General features: G+C 67.4%; 14 protein-coding genes and 1 tRNA gene. 12 read left to right on the top strand and 3 right to left on the bottom strand.

The features are described from left to right. Window positions 1-10: 10 nt before the first annotated feature. From hemG to AB1411_01050, 3 genes are all read left to right on the top strand, one after another. Complete coding sequence (gene hemG / locus AB1411_01060; protein ID MEW6542179.1) at window positions 11-1,477, top strand: protoporphyrinogen oxidase; 1,467 nt, start codon at window positions 11-13, stop codon at window positions 1,475-1,477. A gap of 94 nt (window positions 1,478-1,571) precedes the next feature. After that, a complete protein-coding gene (locus AB1411_01055) occupies window positions 1,572-2,177 on the top strand; it encodes a rhodanese-like domain-containing protein (protein MEW6542178.1) in 606 nt (201 codons plus the stop codon). Window positions 2,178-2,234: 57 nt separating this feature from the next. After that, on the top strand, window positions 2,235-2,642 hold the full coding sequence (locus AB1411_01050) for a hypothetical protein (protein MEW6542177.1): 408 nt from the start codon (window positions 2,235-2,237) through the stop codon (window positions 2,640-2,642). 320 nt (window positions 2,643-2,962) lie between these two features. Here the strand turns inward: AB1411_01050 and AB1411_01045 are convergent, their stop codons facing one another. Both AB1411_01045 and mazG read right to left on the bottom strand, forming a co-directional pair. Further along, the gene (locus AB1411_01045) at window positions 2,963-3,598 is read right to left on the bottom strand and encodes a hypothetical protein (GenBank protein ID MEW6542176.1); all 636 of its coding nucleotides are present in this window, start codon (window positions 3,596-3,598) and stop codon (window positions 2,963-2,965) included. 25 nt (window positions 3,599-3,623) lie between these two features. Then, window positions 3,624-4,457, bottom strand: a complete 834-nt coding sequence (mazG, locus tag AB1411_01040) for a nucleoside triphosphate pyrophosphohydrolase (GenBank protein ID MEW6542175.1) — start codon at window positions 4,455-4,457, stop codon at window positions 3,624-3,626. Between the two features lie 163 nt (window positions 4,458-4,620). On the opposite strand from mazG, the gene AB1411_01035 reads away from it, so the two are divergent. From AB1411_01035 to AB1411_00995, 9 genes are all read left to right on the top strand, one after another. Continuing rightward, window positions 4,621-5,055, top strand: coding sequence for a DUF1844 domain-containing protein (locus AB1411_01035; GenBank protein MEW6542174.1), 435 nt, complete (start codon window positions 4,621-4,623; stop codon window positions 5,053-5,055). Window positions 5,056-5,205: 150 nt separating this feature from the next. Further along, the gene (locus AB1411_01030) at window positions 5,206-6,408 is read left to right on the top strand and encodes a hypothetical protein (GenBank protein ID MEW6542173.1); all 1,203 of its coding nucleotides are present in this window, start codon (window positions 5,206-5,208) and stop codon (window positions 6,406-6,408) included. Next, entirely contained in the window at window positions 6,408-8,681 is a 2,274-nt protein-coding gene (locus AB1411_01025; protein MEW6542172.1) for an ATP-binding protein, read from the top strand. Before AB1411_01030 ends, AB1411_01025 begins: the two co-directional genes overlap by 1 nt. Window positions 8,682-8,790: 109 nt before the next feature. Beyond that, window positions 8,791-10,179, top strand: coding sequence for a sigma-54 dependent transcriptional regulator (locus AB1411_01020; protein ID MEW6542171.1), 1,389 nt, complete (start codon window positions 8,791-8,793; stop codon window positions 10,177-10,179). A gap of 126 nt (window positions 10,180-10,305) precedes the next feature. Further along, a complete protein-coding gene (locus tag AB1411_01015; protein MEW6542170.1) occupies window positions 10,306-11,595 on the top strand; it encodes a class I SAM-dependent RNA methyltransferase in 1,290 nt (429 codons plus the stop codon). Between the two features lie 120 nt (window positions 11,596-11,715). After that, the gene (gene purM / locus AB1411_01010) at window positions 11,716-12,750 is read left to right on the top strand and encodes a phosphoribosylformylglycinamidine cyclo-ligase (GenBank protein ID MEW6542169.1); all 1,035 of its coding nucleotides are present in this window, start codon (window positions 11,716-11,718) and stop codon (window positions 12,748-12,750) included. Further along, entirely contained in the window at window positions 12,743-13,405 is a 663-nt protein-coding gene (purN, locus tag AB1411_01005; protein ID MEW6542168.1) for a phosphoribosylglycinamide formyltransferase, read from the top strand. Before purM ends, purN begins: the two co-directional genes overlap by 8 nt. A 4-nt stretch (window positions 13,406-13,409) precedes the next feature. Then, window positions 13,410-13,673 (top strand): hypothetical protein, encoded by a 264-nt coding sequence (locus tag AB1411_01000; protein MEW6542167.1) that lies wholly within the window; start codon window positions 13,410-13,412, stop codon window positions 13,671-13,673. Between the two features lie 225 nt (window positions 13,674-13,898). Then, window positions 13,899-13,974 (top strand) — tRNA-Ala (locus AB1411_00995). Window positions 13,975-14,386: 412 nt separating this feature from the next. On the opposite strand, the gene AB1411_00990 is transcribed toward AB1411_00995, so the two are convergent. Then, window positions 14,387-17,149: a DUF499 domain-containing protein gene (locus AB1411_00990; GenBank protein ID MEW6542166.1), complete on the bottom strand. Its 2,763-nt coding sequence runs from the start codon at window positions 17,147-17,149 to the stop codon at window positions 14,387-14,389. Window positions 17,150-17,187: the final 38 nt, after the last annotated feature.

Genomic DNA, 17,187 nt, shown 5'->3' with positions numbered 1-17,187 from the left:
CCCCGTGCCCGTGACTGATCCGCACCAACAACCCAAGCGCGTGGTCGTCGTCGGCGGCGGGATCGCGGGCTTGGCCGCCGCCTTCTCGCTGCAGGAGCTGTTCGCCCGGGCCGGGCTCCCCCTGGCCTGCACCGTGGTCGAGGCCAGCGCCTCCTGGGGCGGGAAGATCGCGACCCACCGGGCTGGAGACTTCCTGATCGAGCGCGGGCCCGACTCCTTCCTGTCCCAGAAGCCGGCCGCGTTGGAGCTCTGCGCGAAGCTCGGGCTGTCCGACCGGCTGATGAACACGAGCGAGTCGGAGCGGGGCTCGTTCGTCTATTCGCGCGGCAAGCTCCGGCAGTTGCCCGAAGGGCTCGTGGTCTTCGTGCCCACCAAGCTGGGACCGTTCTTGCGGAGCGGGCTCCTGTCCTGGGCCGGCCTCGCGCGGATGGGACTGGACCTGGTGTTGCCCAGACGGACGAGCAGCGGGGAAGACGAGTCGCTGGCGTCGTTCTTCACGCGGCGGTTCGGGCGGGAGGCCTTCGAGCGCGTCATCGAGCCGCTGATGGCCGGCATCTACGCGGGCGACGCGGAGCAGATGAGCCTGCGCTCCACGTTCCCCCGTTTTCTCGAGCTGGAGCGGAAGCATCGGAGCCTGATTCGCGGGCTGCTCGCCGCGCGCGGAGGGGGCGGGCGGGCGGGGAGGCGCGAGGGGCCCGGGCGGACCATGTTCGTGACGCTCCAGGGGGGGCTGGGCGAGCTGATCGAGGCCCTGGTGGAGAAGCTCGAGGGGACGGGCGTCTCGCTGAAGGCCGGCGAGCGGGTCACGGAGCTGCGGGCCCCTTCCGTCCGCTCCAAGGTCTGGACCTACGACCTGGTTCTGGGCAGCGGCGCCACGATGACGGCCGATGCGGTGGTGCTGGCGACCCCGGCCTACGTCACGGCCGATCTGGTCCGGCCCCTCAGCCGGAAGGCGGCGGAGAAACTCGAGACGATTCCCTATGCCTCCACCGCGACCGTCTCGCTGGGCTACGGCACGGCCGACCTGGGGCCTTCGGTCCGGGGCTACGGGTTCGTCGTGCCGCGCGCGGAGCGACGGGACCTGATCGCGGCGACCTGGACGTGGTTGAAGTGGGCGCATCGTGCGCCGTCCGCTCAGGCCCTGATCCGGTGCTACGTCGGCGGGGTGGGACGCGAGGACCTCCTGAAGGCGGACGACGAGACGCTCGTCCGCCGCGTGCGTGAGGAGCTGCGGACGATCGCGGGGGTGACGGCCGAGCCGAAGTTTGCCGAGGTTGCCCGATGGGAGCGCGCGATGCCCCAGTATGTCCTCGGCCATCAGAATCGGCTGGAGGCCGTCCAGGTGGCGCTGAATCCCTTCAAGGGCCTCTATCTCACCGGCTCCGCCTACCGCGGCATCGGCATTCCCGATTGCATCAAGGACGGGGCGGATACCGCCGCCCTGATCCTCCAGCACTTTACGGAGCAGCACGCGTAACGAGAGCGCCCGCACGGGGTTTGCGTCTGCCGAACGCCGAACTTTATAGTAGCCGTCATCGGTGAACGGTGAATGGTGATTGGTGGGAGGCCGTATGGAGGCGTTGCTCTGGGCCTTGGCGGGGAGCGGCATCGCCGCCGCGCTGCTCGCCATGCGGCGGTCGTCCAGGCTGTCGGAGGAGATCAAGCGGCTGAAGCGCGAGCAGTACGACACGGGCGGCCGCCTCCGGCAGATCGCCGAGGAGATCCGGGAGGCGGTCGAACCCCTGCGGGTGCACCTGGCCAAGGTGGCACGGGGCGGGACCGTGCCGCCGGAGATGATCCTGAACGGCCGGCTCTACCTGGACGTGTCAGCGTTCGAGGCCCAGCGCATGCTGGAAGAGGCGGCCGGGCGCGATCCCAGAACCGTCGCGCTGGTGGACGTCCGCACGCCCCGGGAGTACGCGATCAAGCGGCTGGCCGGCGCCAGGCTGGTGCCGTTCGAGGAATTGGATCAACGATACCGGGCGGACATTCCGGACGACGCGGAGAAGGTCCTGGTCTATTGCGCGAGCGGGGAGCGAAGCCGCTTGGCCTGCGACTTTCTCGCCCGGCGCGGCTACACCAACCTCTACCACATCCGGGATGGGATACAGGCCTGGCGCGGCCAGACGGAAGGCGAAGGCCCGGTGACCCTCGTCCAAATCGAGCGGAAGACGTAGCCGTCAGCGTTCAGCTTCCGATCTGAGAGCTGACCACCGAGAACTGAAAACTTCCCCATGGCCACCCCCTTCACGATTCTGAACGTCAGCGGGCCCTATCGGGAGCCCCGTGAGCCGGCCTTCTCCTACGACTATTCGGTCCAGCGTCCGACCTGGCCCACCCCGCAGGCGTTGCGGGTCAAGATCTCGATCGGCGAGGAGCTCGACTATCTCAAGGTGAGCGTGCTGGGGGTGGGCGGAGGGAGTCCGGGGCAGCAGTTGCGGGTGAACCAGTTGCTCACGCGGCTGATCGCCGACCGCAAGGTCCAGATCGCCAACGAAGAAGGGCTGTTTTCCGATCGGCTCGACGTCGTGATCGGCCCCTTCACCGGTCCGCTCCAACACCTGTTCCCGAAGCTGGAGGCCTGGATGCTCGATTCCAAGACCGCGCTGCGGGAAGAGGTGCGTCAGAAAGTCGGTCTCTAACCCCTCCCGCGCCGCGCCCCTCCTCGGCGCTCTGCTCCGCGCTCGGGCAGGACCGTTAGCACGCCAGCGCGCGGTCCTTCACGACGTGCCCGTTCAGGCTCGTTCTTCGCATGGGACGTCACCCACAGAATCTGTGGACAAGCTTGTGGGCAACTGCCAGGATCGCGCGCGATTCTCTTGCCTGGACGCAGTTGTGACGGTCTGCCCAAGTTTTAGTCATTGTGGAGGGGGGCGGGAAGACCCACTATATCTGGAGGAGCACGTAGTTTCCGGGATTGATTCCGGCGGCCTGCGCATAGCTTGTGCATAAAAGCCGGGCGTCAGAAGATGCGGCGGTAGTGCTTGGAGTGGACGCCGGACTCGTCGGCAAAGCCCAGGGAGCCGACGTCCGGGTTGCCGGGATCGTTGAGATCGATCCGATAGTGGCCGCGGACCTGCTCCATGGCGACCTCGAAGGGGATGGCCTGCGGGTAGAGCTCGCCGGGAGCGTGGGCGCCGCGGGCGAGGACGCGCAGGGCCTCGGGCGCCGCGTACTTGGGGTCCGAGAAGACGTAGATGTCGGCGATGGCGTGCTCGCCCAGCTTGTGGCCGGGCGTCGTGGGCGGCAGCATCGTGGAGAGGGTGTTGGCCAGGCGGGCCTGGCGAAACCGCTTGAGCAAGCCGATCACCTGGCTGTCCGTGGCCTGCGGCGGCACGGTCAGGCTGACCGCGTTGACTTCGAGGATCGTGGCCTTCACCTGGAACATGACCGGCGCCGCGTCCGGTTCGTCGGGCCCGGCGTCTTTCACGCTCTCGGGGACGGCCCCCGGCTTGTGCTTGGGGTCCGGCATGAAGACCGAGATCAGCAGCCACAGGCCGAGGATGACGCCGAAAATCACGACGAGCGGATGGGCGCCGGCCCGCTTGCCCTCTTGATACGGGGCCTGCTCGGTCGGTTCCCTCCGTTCAGATTCCACGACGCCCTCGTCCGTGCTTCATTCCTCAGCCTTGCCGTTGTTTCGCCTCTTCCCAGAGGACGTCCATTTCGGCCAGCGTCATTTCGTCCAGCGGGCGGCCCGAGCGGGCGGCCTGGCTCTCGATGTAACGGAACCGTTCGGCAAACCGGTTGACGGCCTTCCGCAGCGCCTCTTCCGGGTTGACCTTCAGCATCCGTGCCAGGTTGACCAGCGCGAAGAGCACGTCCCCGAATTCCGCTTCGACCCGCGGATCGGGGGCGGTCGAGGACGGCTCGTCCAGCTCGGCGCGAAGCTCCTCGAGCTCTTCCGTGATCTTCCCGAACACCTGTTCCCGCCCCTGGCTCGTGTGGGGCCAGTCGAACCCCACGCGGGCGGCGCGGGCCTGGATCTGGAAGGCGCGAAGCAGGGAGGGCAGGGTCTTGGGCACCCCGTCCAGGCTGGAACTCGGACGGTCGGAGGCGGGGTGCCCGGCCCGCTTGCGCTCTTCCCGTTTGATCTCCTCCCAGCGGCCCAGCACCTCTTCCGCGTTCGCCGGCTGGCCCGGCTCCGAGACGTCGCCGAAGACGTGGGGGTGGCGGCGCACGAGCTTGTCGGCCAGGAGCCGCACGACTTCGTGGATCGTGAAGGTGCCGGCCTCCGCGCCGATCTGAGCGTGAAAGAGAATCTGCAGGAGAAGGTCTCCGAGCTCTTCCCGAAGGTGCGCGGAATCCTGCCGGTCGATGGCTTCCAGCACTTCGTAGGCTTCCTCGACCAGGTACGGCTTCAGGGATTCATGGGTTTGCTTCCGGTCCCACGGACAGCCGTCCGGGGCGCGGAGCCGCGCCATGAGCTGGACGAGACGATCGAACTGTTCGGACATCCGCAATCCTTCCTTCAACGCCGGGAAACGAGCGACGGACGACCCCGTCCGCCGCGAGCCATTATACCCGTTTTGCAGCCGGCATCAATCGCCCGCGCGGTTGCGCCGTTCCGCGCGAATGTGCTAGGGTACGTCGCCACGAGCCACCATCAAGGGGGCGAGCATGAGCGCGCAGGAAGGCGAAGGATTTGTCGTGCGCGACCGTCGTTCCCGCTCCGAGGAGGGCGGGGCGCCGTCGGCCGGGCAAACGTCCGCCGCCGACTCCGCTCGGCAGGCCCAGCCCGATCCTTCGGCCTTCTCTCAAGAAGCCGCTCACCAGCATGAGCCAGGCCCTCCGGTCACGTTCTCCTCGTTCGTGTTTTCGCTCGGCACCTCGGCGCTGATGCTCATGGGGGAGCAGTTGGATCCCCGGCAGGAGCGCTTGCCGGTCAACCTGACCCAGGCCAAGGAAATCATCGACATCCTCTCGGTGCTGGAGGGCAAGACCAAAGGAAACTTGACCTCCGAAGAACAGGCGGTGCTCGCGGAGATGCTGTACGCCCTGCGCATGAAGTACGTGAGTCTGGCCTCACCGTCCGCAGGGTCCGGCGTCCGCTAGGTGCTCGACCTCGCCTTGAGCCAGGATAGCCGATCCGCTGCGCCTCTCCGCGCCTCGACCTGCCTGCACGCGTCTCTCACGCAGTTGCCCCATCGGTCCGCTGACTCCGGGGGGGACGGGTCCGCCATGACGAGCCGGCGCAATCCTCTGATGGTCCATTCAGCCTGTCGTGCGATCGGTGTCGCCGGCCTTCCGGCCACTCTTCTGCTCTTCGGCCTCGCGGCCTGGCCGCCGGCAGGGCCGGCTGAAGGCCGGGCCGAGAATCCCGGGACGTTGTCGGCGGAGGACCGTCGCCAGGTCGGGATGGGTTGGGGCATCACCGGCTGGGGGCTCGTCGAGGTGGGAGACTATCGGCGTGCGGCCGAAGCCTTCGCGGCGGCCAGCCTGCTGCTGCCCGACGAGGCGGGCGCCCTCGTGGGGCTCGGCCTGAGCCGGCTCCGGCTGTTCCAGGACGAGCCGGCCCGCGAGGCGTTGGAGCGGGCCCTCCGGGTCGATCCCCAGGTCGGCAGGGCGCACGCGCTTCTGGGCGCGGTGTACGAGCGGCGCGGGGAGGCGCGGACCGCCCTGCGCCATTACGAGGTCGCCTTCGATCAGGATCCCAACGACGTGGCCGTGCAGGAACGGCTCCCGGCCGTCCGGCGCGCGGCCCGCTACGACGCCAGGCTGGATCGGCTTTTCAGCGCGCACTTCGTGATCAAGTATCCGGGGCCCAGGTATCGGGCCGTGGCTTCCGCCGTCGGGGACCGTCTGGAGGACGTGTATCGGTCGGTCGGACGGACCCTGTCCTACTATCCGGCGGAACGGGTGACGGTGATTCTCTATTCCAAGCGGGAGTTCCGAAGCGTGACCGCCAGCCCCGGCTGGGCCGGAGCCCTGTTCGACGGCGTCCTGCACCTCTCGACCGACGAGGCCGGCCGGGCCTCGTCGCTCGGCCGCGCGGCCCTCCGCCACGAGTACGCCCACGCCGCGGTCCACCGGCTGAGCCGGGGGCGCGCGCCGGCCTGGCTGAGCGAAGGCCTCGCCCTCCATTGCGAAGGCGGGGAAGCCTCGCGGGGGATGCGCCGGCCGTCCGGCGAGGGCGCGAAGGAGCCGCTGCGTCTGCTTCACGGAAACTTTCTCGAACGTGCGCCGGACGCGGCGCGGGTCGCCTACGCGGAGAGCTACGGCGCCACGGCCGAGCTGATCCGGCGCTACGGCATGGGACGGGTGAAGGACCTGCTGGCCGCCCTCGCCGGCGAACCGGATTTTTCTCGGGCATTTGAAATGACCTTCGGAGAGCGGTACAGTGACTTCGACCGGAGGTGGCTGTCCTCGCACGGGACGGACGGGCAGTCGGGAGAACGGGGAGGGTGATGCCCGATCCCAAGTTGGTCGAAACGCAGCGGCGCGCGGAGTCGGCCACCGAGGCCGAGCGGCACCGGTACCATCTGCGTCCGGTCTGGATCGTCCTGTTCCTGCTCATCCCCTGCCTGGCGCTGACGGTCTACTATTCCCAGGACACGGCTCAGTACGCGGTGCCCGGCGGCGCGCAAGCGATTCTGCCGAGCCCCAACTACGCCTTCGTCCTGCTCCTGGTCAATCTGGACCTGATCGGGCTCGTCGTCCTCACCCTGCTCCTCTCCCGGAATCTGATCAAGGCGTACTTCGAGCGCCGGCACCGGCTGGTCGGCGCCGGATTCCGGGCCAAGCTGGTGGCGGCCTTCATCGGGTTCTCCCTGATTCCCACCGTGCTGCTCGCGTTCGTGGCCAGCGGGCTGGTGAACAAGGCCGTGGACGTGTGGTTCAACGAGCAGGTCGAACAGGTCCTGAAAGATTCCTACGACGTGGCCCGGATGCACCACGAGGGCCATGCGACGCTCGCGATGAACAGTGCGAGAGCGATCAGCCGGGAGATCTTCCGCGAGGACCTGCTCATCCCCGAGCAGCGGGAGCTGCTGGCGTCGGCCATGGGCCGGAAGCGGGCGGAGTACAACCTGGCCGGCGTAGAGGTCTATTCCGCCAAGATGGAGGTCCTGGCCAGGGCGGTGGACCCGGAGGTGCCGGCGCCCGTGCTGGACCTGCCGATCGGGCAACTGGTCCTGCAGGCGCTGCGCGGCAACCAGGAGCTGACTTCGGCGCAGGAAGCCCAGACCGGACGCTTGATCCGGGCGGCGGTCCCGATCGCCTCGAGCGAGCGGGAGGGGGGAGCCGACGGGGTGGTCGTCGTGGACGCCTACGTGCCGGAGTCGCTGCTGACGAAGATGGAGGGCATCTCGCGCCAGTACACCCAGTACCGGGAAGTGAAGGCCATGCGGAACCCGATCAAGGCCGGGGCCTACCTGTTCGTCTCGATCATCACGGTCATGATCCTCTTCGGCGCGACTTGGTTCGGGTTCTACGTGGCCCGCGGCATCACCGTGCCGATCCAACGCCTGGCGGAGGCGACCGAGACGATTGCGAAGGGGAACCTGAACGTGCGCATCGCGGTCAAGGCCACGGACGAGATCGGCACGCTTGTGGACTCCTTCAACCGGATGACCGAGGACCTCCGGACCAGCAAGTCGAAGCTGGAGGAGGCCAACGTCTCGCTCCGGCAGTCGAACGTCGAGCTGGACCGCCGGCGGGCCTACACGCAGGCGGTGGTGGACACGATCGCCGCCGGGGTCCTGTCCATTGACCGGGGCGGCGTGATCAACACCTTCAACCCCTCGGCCGAGCGGATCGTCGGCGTGTGGGGGGACCAGGTGCGCGGGCGCCCCGTCAACGAGGTGTTCAAGGAGTTGGGCCTGGACCTGTTTCAGAACGCCTACGACCGCATGTTGGGCGAAGGGCGCGGCAGCCTGTCGCTCGAAGGGCCCGTGGAGATCAAGGGCAAGTTCCTGACGGTCGGGCTCAACTGCTCGCGCATGAAGGACGAGGCGGGGAAGGACCTCGGCCTCGTGTTCGTGTTCGAGGACCTCACCGAGCTGATCAAGGCCCAGAAGGTGGCGGCCTGGAAGGAGGTGGCGCAGCGCATCGCGCACGAGATCAAGAACCCGCTGACGCCCATCCAACTCTCGGCCCAGCGCCTGCGCAAGAAGTTCGCGGAGAAGGCGGCGGATTTCGAGTCGGTCTTCGACGAATCCACCGAGGTCATCGTCAACGAGGTCACCGGCCTGAAGCGGATGGTGGACGAGTTCTCCAAGTTCGCGCGGATGCCGGCCCCCCAGATGTCCCGGGAGTCGCTCCACGACGTCATCCGCGAGGTCGTGACGCTGTACAGCGGGGCCCACCGCGACATCGAGTTCGTGGTGTCGCTGGATGAGACGCTGCCCCCGGTGAACCTGGACCGGGAGCAGATGAACCGCGTGTTCGTCAACCTGTTCGACAACGCCATCCAGGCCATGAACCAGAAGGGCCGCCTGTGGGTCACGACCCAGTTCGACACGAAGCGGCGCCGGGCGGTCGTCAGCGTGGCGGACGAAGGGATGGGGATCAACCAAGACGACCAGGACAAGCTGTTCGTGCCGTATTTTTCACGGAAGCGGACCGGCACCGGGCTGGGTCTGGCGATCGTGCAACGCATCGTCACCGACCACGACGGCCAGATCCGGGCCGCCAACAACGTGCCCAAGGGAGCGGTCTTCACGTTCGAGCTGCCTGTCTGAAGAAATCGTGACAGGTGAAGGGTGGCGAGTGATCGGTATACATGGGAAAACGCTGTGGTTCCGAGGGTAGACCTGTCACGCATCACGCGTCACACATCACGAGGGGTTGATGGCGGAGTCGATTCTGATCGTGGACGATGAGCCGGGGATCCTGAATTCCCTGAGCAAGATCCTGGAAGACGAGGGCTACCAGGTGACGACGGCGAAGAGCGGGGCCGATGCCCTCAAGCTCGTCGCGACCGAGCCGCCGGACCTCGTCCTGCTGGACATCTGGATGCCCGAGATGGACGGGCTGGAGGTCCTCAAGCGGGCCAAGGAGCAGTCTCCCAGGCTGCAGGTCATGATGATGTCGGGGCACGGGTCCATCGAGACCGCCGTCAAGGCGATCAAGCTGGGGGCCTACGACTTCATCGAGAAGCCGCTCTCGCTGGAGAACGTGACCCTGCGGGTCCGGCACGCGCTGGACCAGCGCCGGCTGGAGGAGGAGAACCTCAAGCTGCGGACCAAGGTGGAGCGGCGCTACGAGCTGGTCGGCACCTCGCCGGTCATGCAGCGGATGCGGCAGCTCATCGCCACGGCGGGCCCCACGAACGGGCGCGTGCTGATCTCCGGCGAGAACGGGACCGGCAAGGAGCTGGTGGCCCGGGCCATCCACCTGCAAAGCCCCCGCGCCGGCAAGCCGTTCGTCGCGGTCAACTGCGCGGCCATCCCGGAGACCCTGATCGAGAGCGAGCTGCTCGGCCACGAACGGGGGGCGTTCACGGGCGCGACGACCCAGAAGCGCGGGCAGTTCGAGCTGGCCGACGGCGGCACGCTGTTCCTGGACGAGATCGGCGACATGAGCCTGAGCACGCAGGCCAAGGTGCTGCGGGTGCTGCAGGAACAGCAGTTCACCCGCGTCGGCGGCAGCAAGCTGATCAAGGTGGACGTGCGGGTGATCGCGGCTTCGAACAAGGATCTCCCCAAGGAGATCGAGAAGGGGACCTTCCGCGAGGACCTCTATTACCGGCTGAACGTGCTGCCGATCGAGGTGCCGCCCCTGCGGGAGCGCAAGGAGGACATTCCGCTGCTCGTGAAGCACTTCCTCCGCGTGGCCGCGGAGGAGCAGGGGCTGAAGGTGAAGGACATCGAGCAGGGCGCGCTGGACGTGCTGCAGCAGTACGACTGGCCGGGCAACATCCGCGAATTGCGCAACCTGGTCGAGCGGCTGCTGATCATGGTGACCGGCCCGGTGATCGACGCCTCGCACGTCTCGGTGTTCCTGGAGTCCAAGCCGGGCGCCCAGGCCCCGGCGCAGGCCTCCTCGATCGCGGTGGCCGCCAAGACCTACGGCTCCCTCCGCGACGCCCGCAACGCCTTCGAGCGCGAGTACATCGCCCGCAAGCTCCGCGAGCACAACTGGAACGTCTCCAAGACGGCCGAGGACCTCAAGATCGAGCGGAGCCACCTGCACCGGAAGATCAAGCTGCTGGGGGTGGAACTCCGCCCCGAAAGCTGACAGGCTGCGGGAAATCGTCTCCAATTTTCTTCTCTTCTCATCACTTATCCCACGGGGAACCGGGAATACGGTCTCCGTGCGACTCTGCTAACGGTCCGTTAGGCGGTGTTGAGTCGGTAGCTGCCTATGCCTGGTCAATCACAGATCGTCACCGTTGAGAAGCTCGTGCAGGGCGGGCGGGGGCTGGCCCACGTGGACGGGCAGGTGGTGTTCGTCCGCGGCGCGATTCCCGGCGAGCGGGTGTCGGTCGTCGGCGGGGCCCGGCACAAGGGGTTCCAGGAGGCCGCGGTCCGGGAGGTGCTGGAAGCCTCGCCGGATCGGGTGAGCCCTCCCTGCCCGGTGTACGAGACCTGCGGCGGCTGCCAGTTGCAGCACCTGGGCTACGGGGCGCAACTTGCCCAGAAGGCCGCCATCCTGCGGGAGACCCTGTCGCGCGTGGGCAAGCTGGAGGTCGGGGAGATCCCTCCGGTCGTGCCTTCGCCCGATCCGTACGGCTATCGCGGCACGGTCCGGTTCGTCGTCTTCCGCCCAAACCAGCGGTTTGCACTCGGGTTTCACAAGGAGGGGACGAACGAGCCGGTCGCGGCATCCGGCTGTCTGCTGGCGCCGGAGGCCGTGCGCAAGACGGCGGCGGCCGTCGAGGAGCGGCTCGGCGGACAGGGCCGGCTCCCCATGCGGATCGAGTCGTTGGAGATCAGGCGGTCCGTGGCCTTCGGCTCCGTTCTCTTGATCCATCGGGCCGGCCCGGCCGGCCGGGATCAGGCGCAGCGGCTCTTCGGGCTGTTCCGCGACTTGCCCGACGTGGTCGGGCAGGTGGTGTTGGCCCGGGACCGGAGGCGGTGGACGGACGGGCAGGATTGGCTCGCCGATCGGCTGGACGGGCTGATCTTCCGGATTAGCGACCGGTCGTTCGCGCAAGCGAATTGGCCCTTGAACGAGACCCTGTCGCGCACGGCGGGGGATTGGATCGAACCGGAGGCGGGCCTTCGGGTTCTGGATCTCTATGCCGGCATCGGGACGCTGGGGTTGCCCATTGCGCGCCGTGGCGCGCTGGTCACGCTCGTGGAGGCCAATCCCTTTGCCCTGGCCGACGCGCGGCATGCGGCCAAGGCCAACCACGTCGGCCGGACCCGCTTCCGGCCGCTTCGCGCCGAGGCGATGTTGGAGACCGTGCAGCCAGGGGACTACGACGTGATCCTCGTGGACCCGCCGCGAACCGGTCTGAGTCCGGACTGCCTCCAGGGGTTGACGCGGATCGCGGCCGAACGGCTTCTGTACCTCTCCTGCGATCCCGCCACCCTCGCCCGCGACCTCGGCAAGCTCTGCGGTTCCGGCTACCGGATCGCCCGCCTCCAAGCGTTCGACCTGGTCCCCCAGACGGCCCATCTGGAAACGTTGGTGGAACTGACTCGTTGACCGATCCGCACGCCTCCGGTATGATCCGACTCCTCCGACTGGGAGTCGAGAGTCTTTGGTGTTGAGCCTTCGGTTCTTTCAACTCAACACTCATAATTTCATAACTCAAAACTCAGCAAGATGACGACCTACAGACAGGCAGGGGTGGACATTGACGCGGGCAACGAATTCGTCCGCCGGATCACGCCCCTCGTCCGTTCGACCTTCCGCCCCGAGGTGCTGACCGACCTGGGCGGCTTCGGCGGTCTCTTCCGCTTCCAGGCCGACCGGTACAAGGAGCCGGTGCTCGTCTCCGGAACCGACGGGGTCGGGACCAAGTTGAAGATCGCTTTCTTGATGGACCGGCACGACACGATCGGGATCGATCTGGTGGCCATGTGCGTGAACGACGTGGCGGTCTGCGGGGCCGAGCCCCTGTTCTTCCTCGATTATCTGGCGACCGGCAAGCTGGCCGTGGGCAGGGCCGAAGCCATCGTCCGGGGGATCACGGAAGGCTGCCGGCAGGCCGGCTGCGCCCTGATCGGGGGCGAGACGGCCGAGATGCCGTCGTTCTACGCGGAAGGGGAGTACGACCTGGCCGGCTTTGCCGTGGGGGTCGTGGACCGGCCGAGGATCGTGGACGGGCGGGACATCAAGCCGGGTGACGCGGTGGTCGGCCTGGCCTCGACCGGCCTGCACAGCAACGGCTACTCGCTGGCGCGCCGCGTCCTGCTGGAGGACGGAGGGCTCACGGTCCAGAGCAGGCCGTCCGAGTTGGACCGGCCCCTGGGCGAGGTGCTGCTGACGCCGACCCGCATCTATGCGAAACAGATCCTGGCGTTGGCGGCGGAGTTCCGGATCAAGGGGATCGCCCACATCACCGGAGGCGGCCTGACCGAGAACGTTCCGCGGGTCCTGCCGGCCGGCTGCGTGGCGACGCTGCGCCGGGGGAGTTGGCCGGTCCCGCCGATCTTCGCCCTGCTCAAGAAGCTCGGCCGCGTCGAGGACGAGGAGCTGTACCGGGTCTTCAACATGGGCATCGGGCTCGTGCTGATCGTGGCGCCGGAACAGGCCGAGGCCCTGCTCGCGCGGGCCGCCGCGCTGGGCGACCGCGGGTTCCGGATCGGCGAGATCACCGCCGGGGCCGGCGGAGAGAAGCGGGTGGCCTATGTCTAAGCTGCGCCTGGCCGTGCTGGCCTCTGGCCGGGGGTCCAACCTGCAGGCCATCATCGAGGCGATCGAGGCCGGGAGCCTCGACGCACGGATCGTTCTGGTGCTCAGCAACAAGCAGGACGCCGCGGCGCTGGAGCGGGCGCGCCGGCACGGGCTGGAGGCGATGTTTCTCGACCCCAAGCCCTACAGCGGCCGGCCGGACAGCCGCGAGGCCTACGACCGGGCCATCCTGGAGGCGCTGAAAAAATACGAGGTCGAGCTGGTGATCCTGGCCGGTTACATGAAGATCGTCACGTCCGTCTTGATCGAGGCTTACGAGAACCGGATCATGAACATCCACCCGTCGCTGCTGCCGGCGTTTCCCGGCCTGGAGGTGCAGAAGAAGGCGCTGGATTGGGGAGTGAAGCTGGCCGGCTGTACCGTCCATTTCGTGACGGAGGGGGTGGACGAGGGCCCCATCATCATCCAGGCGGCGGTGCCGGTGGTGGAGGGGGACACGGCCGAGACCCTGGCCGCGCGCATCCTGGAGCAGGAGCATCGGATCTATCCGAAGGCGATTCAGCTCTTCGCCGAGGGCCGCCTGCAGGTGGAGGGGCGGCGGGTGCGCGTCTTCGGCGCGTCGGCTTCGAGCAAGGGACATTTGATCTATCCGATGTGATTCCATGCCGGACCAACTGGAAGTCTTGGAAGAACATCTGCGCATGGCGCGGCTGCGGCGAGTCGCGGACGTGACCGCCTACTGGCTCGGGCACGCCTCGCTGAGCCACGAAGAGGCGCTCTCCGTCATCGAGCATGCCCGTGGGGAAATCCTCAAGCTCTGTCCCGGCAAGGAAGACGTGTTCGACCTGGTGCTGCGGCCGCGCTTCCTTCGCATTCTCGACGAGCGGGCGCTGGCCCAGTGGGGGCTGGCTGACGCGATGAACTAACTTCCGGTGGAGTCCTGCGCGCGAGTCGTGTATAATGCGGCCGGCTTTGAGCTTGCGCGGGCGCCGATCCTCCTCCCCGTCTCCTCCGCGGCCTTGAGGCTCCGGCAATCCAGCCGGAGCGATTCCCGCGGCGAACCGTGAGGCGCCTGCGCAAGCTCTTTTTCGGCAGTTGGTTTTTCGCCATTGCCATAAGCCATCGGCCATAGGCTCTTCTCTTAGTCAGGTGGGGGGCTAGCTCAGTTGGGAGAGCACGACGTTCGCAACGTCGGGGTCGCGGGTTCGACTCCCGTGCCCTCCACCATTTTCCCATAGCGATCTCCAGTCGAACCCGCGACGGGGGGTTCCGAAGGGGGTGAGCCCCCTTCGCGGGGATCGTACAAGGGGGCTGGCCCCTTATGTAGGAGCCGGTGAGGCAGGGCTTCAGGGCCGAACCGGCGACGGAGGGCGGTTCAAATCCCCTGCCCTCCACCAAACCCCGCCGCTTGATATTCGTCGCTCGTCGTTCGATTTCGAAAGGAAGTGCTTGCCCGGGTACGGCAGCGCCCGATAGGAGCGCGTCGCGCATTTCATTCAGAAGACGCTTGAGGTCGCAGTCCGCTCCACCAAGGAGGTAACCTCCCGGGGCATCTTCTCGTCTGCAACAGACATGGCGACTTGCTCTCCCTACAGCTTGGGCAAAGGAAAAGGTTGCCGCACCTTCTCCGAGTCCTCGCTTAACTCTCGTCGATCCGCACCTTGTCCGCGAGACCCAGGTCATCCAGAATCTGGCGGAGGTCTGAGGTCAGACTCAGGGCAACGTCTGTCCTAACGGTCACGGAGAAGTCGACGCCGACCTTGAGGTCGGAGCCTGACCGGAGCTTGGGGAGGACCTTCGTCCCTAGGCGATTCCACAGCTCGGGCGGCACAGCGCCGACGAGGCGGATGGTCTTCGTCTGGACGCCCGGCAGTGGAGCAGGGGAAGGCTGGGGTTCGGAACCGGATTCCGGCACGGGGAAAGCTGATTGCGGTTCCGGCCCCGGCGTGGGCGCTGGAACACCGGCCTTGAGCGTCTGCGCCTTGGCCTTCGTCAGCAGGAAGACCCCAGACTCGAAGGCCACCTCATCCGCGGTGACCGGTTCCTGGAACCAGACCCGCTCGTAGGTTCCGTCCGGCTTCTCGCCGGAGGCGAGGCCGAAATCGCCCCTCCCGACGAACTCGACGATCTTGCCCCGCAGGGTCGTGTCGGGATCGAGAAGCCTCGTGAGCGAGCCGTTCAGGAAACTCTGCCGCAGGCTGGCGAGCGGCCACGCGGCGGACTCCTTCAGCGCAGGCGGCCAGTTCCTGTCGATGTAGCCCGCGCCGACGGACTCGTTGAGCAAGGCTGCCGACTTGAGTGCGGCGATGACTCTGCCGCACAGGGTCTCGCCGCTGCTGGAGTGGCCGGCGCCGAGGTCGATGGTCTTGAGCCCGTCCGCCTCCTGGTGGTCGGCGATTACGGCAAACCGATAGCCACCCCAGACCTCGTCCTTGGCGGCATCCTCTGCGGCCGCAACCTTCGACTGGAGATCGGCGCGATCCGTCCGGTCGAAATCACCTCCCAGCGTGCCGTCGGCCACTTCTCGGGCGACCCGCTTCCAAGCGAGCCACAGCTCCACCTTCTCGCGCAGGTCCCGGCCCGGCTTCTTGATGCACCACACGAGCGATCCCGGGTAAAGGCGCGGGGACTTGCCGCGCTGCTTGGTCCATTCCGCGATCTGGCTCCTCAGCGAACCGGCGCCCGTCCACTCGGCCTCCGGCTCGGTCATCACGAGCGTCAACCTCGGCGTGTCCGTCACCTCCGCGCCGTCGCGGGGGAACGGCACAACGGGAATGCTGGCGCCCCGGCGGAACTCGTCCTCGACGAGCTTGCGAATGGCCGGCTTGATCTCGGTCTCCTCGTCCAGAGAAGCCCGCCGGTCGCTGACCACCTTCTTCATCGTGGGCTGGTGGCCGATCTTGAACCCGTCCGACCCCACCTTGCGGATGAAGTAGGACTTGTCCTCGAGCGCGAAGGCGGCGTTGTCCACCGAGGTCGTGTCCACCTCCGGCTCGCCGAGGGCGAAGCGCAGTTCCGGCAGGTGTGCGACCTTGTCCGTCTGGCCGCCCGACGACTCGAAGAGGATCGCCGTTCCGACGCGGCGGTGGATGTCGCGGAGGGGGCCCTTCGTGTCGGCGTCCAGCGCCTTCGCGTGGGACTGCTCGCCGGCGATGTCCGCGTCGATGGCCGCAAGCAGCCGGGATTCCCCGAGCTGGCCGAGGATGACACTGCGGAAGCCCGGATCGAAGAGCGGAGCCGACCCGAGCGTGATGAGGGGCTCCGTGCGGGCCTTGCGGAAGCTCTCCTGGGAGGCGATGGCGATCCACTGAGCCAGCATCGCCAGGGTCCCGCGCGTCTGCTGGTATTGGGGAAGCGCCTGCCATTTGCGCTGGAACACCGAGAGCGTGGCCGGATGGAAGGGGTAGCAGGCCTCGAAGCGCCGCAGGAGGAACTCCCTCGCCTTGGCCTCCGTCGCCGCGGTGTCCACGGCCGTCCACTCCGGCGGAAGCTGCGCTCGCCGTTCGAAGCACCAGTCGGCGAAGGCTTTGGCCACGTTCTTCCTGACGCGCTCGGTTCCCAGGTCCTCGAAGAGCCGCCGCCGGACGACCTCGCTGATCTCCGTCTCGTCGTTGGCGATGAGATCCTTGGCGACGCGGCGGACGACCTTGGTGATCTTGTCCTGCCACTGCAGGTCCCAGTCGGTCATCTCGACCTGGCTGCGCGGGAGGCTGATCACGGCCGCGCCGTGCGTCGTCCCCGTCGTGGCGACCGTCAGGTTCTGGATGAAGGCGTGGAACGACTCGGCCATGCCGCGATGCCGGTTGAGGAAGTTGAGGACTTCGTCGAAGAGGAGGAGGACGGGAGCATCCGCCGCCTTGAAGACGCGCGCGATGGACTCCGTCCCCGGAGGTGTCGTCTTCGCGGCGGTCCCCAGCACCTCGACGCCCTTGTCGCCCGCGAGCTGGCGGGCGATGTCGATCCAAGGGGTCTCCCGACCGTCCTGCGGGTCCCAGGCATTCCCCACGAACATGCCCACCCGCGCCCTGGGAACCGACGAGAGACCGGCGTCGCGCAAGAGGTCGGAGACCCCCGAGTAGCCGGCCGCCTTCTCGCCGCTCGTGCCGAGGTGGTAGAGGGCCGTCAGGGTATGCGTTTTGCCGCCGCCGAACTGGGTGATCAGGGTCAGAACGGGCGCGGTGTTGTCCGTCTTGCCCGAGAGCCTTCGGAGCACCATGCCGGCGTGCTCGCGCAGGGCCCTGGTAAAGCACGTGCGCGAGAAGAACTGCTTCGGGTCCCGGTAGTCCTCGGGCGCTGTCTTCGCCACGACCTGTTCGAGGGCGATGGCGAACTCGTCCGGGTTGAAGGACCGTCCCTCCCGGACCTCCCTTCGCGGCGTGGCCACCCTGTACCAAGGTTCCATCAGAACACCTCCAGTTCACCACAGAGACACTGAGAACA

It is taken from the genome of Nitrospirota bacterium (assembly GCA_040757595.1).
GTDB lineage: Bacteria > Nitrospirota > Nitrospiria > Nitrospirales > Nitrospiraceae > JBFLWP01.
This window is presented reverse-complemented; position numbering and strand designations above follow the sequence as displayed.

What these genes read in the sequence shown, in the direction of transcription:
- AB1411_01030 (MEW6542173.1), top strand. Translation starts at nt 5,206, where the DNA reads ATGGTCCATTCAGCCTGTCGTGCGATCGGTGTCGCCGGCCTTCCGGCC.
- AB1411_01050 (MEW6542177.1), top strand. Translation starts at nt 2,235, where the DNA reads ATGGCCACCCCCTTCACGATTCTGAACGTCAGCGGGCCCTATCGGGAG.
- purN (MEW6542168.1), top strand. Translation starts at nt 12,743, where the DNA reads ATGTCTAAGCTGCGCCTGGCCGTGCTGGCCTCTGGCCGGGGGTCCAAC.
- AB1411_01015 (MEW6542170.1), top strand. Translation starts at nt 10,306, where the DNA reads ATGCCTGGTCAATCACAGATCGTCACCGTTGAGAAGCTCGTGCAGGGC.
- AB1411_01000 (MEW6542167.1), top strand. Translation starts at nt 13,410, where the DNA reads ATGCCGGACCAACTGGAAGTCTTGGAAGAACATCTGCGCATGGCGCGG.
- AB1411_01055 (MEW6542178.1), top strand. Translation starts at nt 1,572, where the DNA reads ATGGAGGCGTTGCTCTGGGCCTTGGCGGGGAGCGGCATCGCCGCCGCG.
- purM (MEW6542169.1), top strand. Translation starts at nt 11,716, where the DNA reads ATGACGACCTACAGACAGGCAGGGGTGGACATTGACGCGGGCAACGAA.
- AB1411_01020 (MEW6542171.1), top strand. Translation starts at nt 8,791, where the DNA reads ATGGCGGAGTCGATTCTGATCGTGGACGATGAGCCGGGGATCCTGAAT.
- mazG (MEW6542175.1), bottom strand. Translation starts at nt 4,457, where the DNA reads ATGTCCGAACAGTTCGATCGTCTCGTCCAGCTCATGGCGCGGCTCCGC.
- AB1411_00990 (MEW6542166.1), bottom strand. Translation starts at nt 17,149, where the DNA reads ATGGAACCTTGGTACAGGGTGGCCACGCCGCGAAGGGAGGTCCGGGAG.
- AB1411_01025 (MEW6542172.1), top strand. Translation starts at nt 6,408, where the DNA reads ATGCCCGATCCCAAGTTGGTCGAAACGCAGCGGCGCGCGGAGTCGGCC.
- AB1411_01035 (MEW6542174.1), top strand. Translation starts at nt 4,621, where the DNA reads ATGAGCGCGCAGGAAGGCGAAGGATTTGTCGTGCGCGACCGTCGTTCC.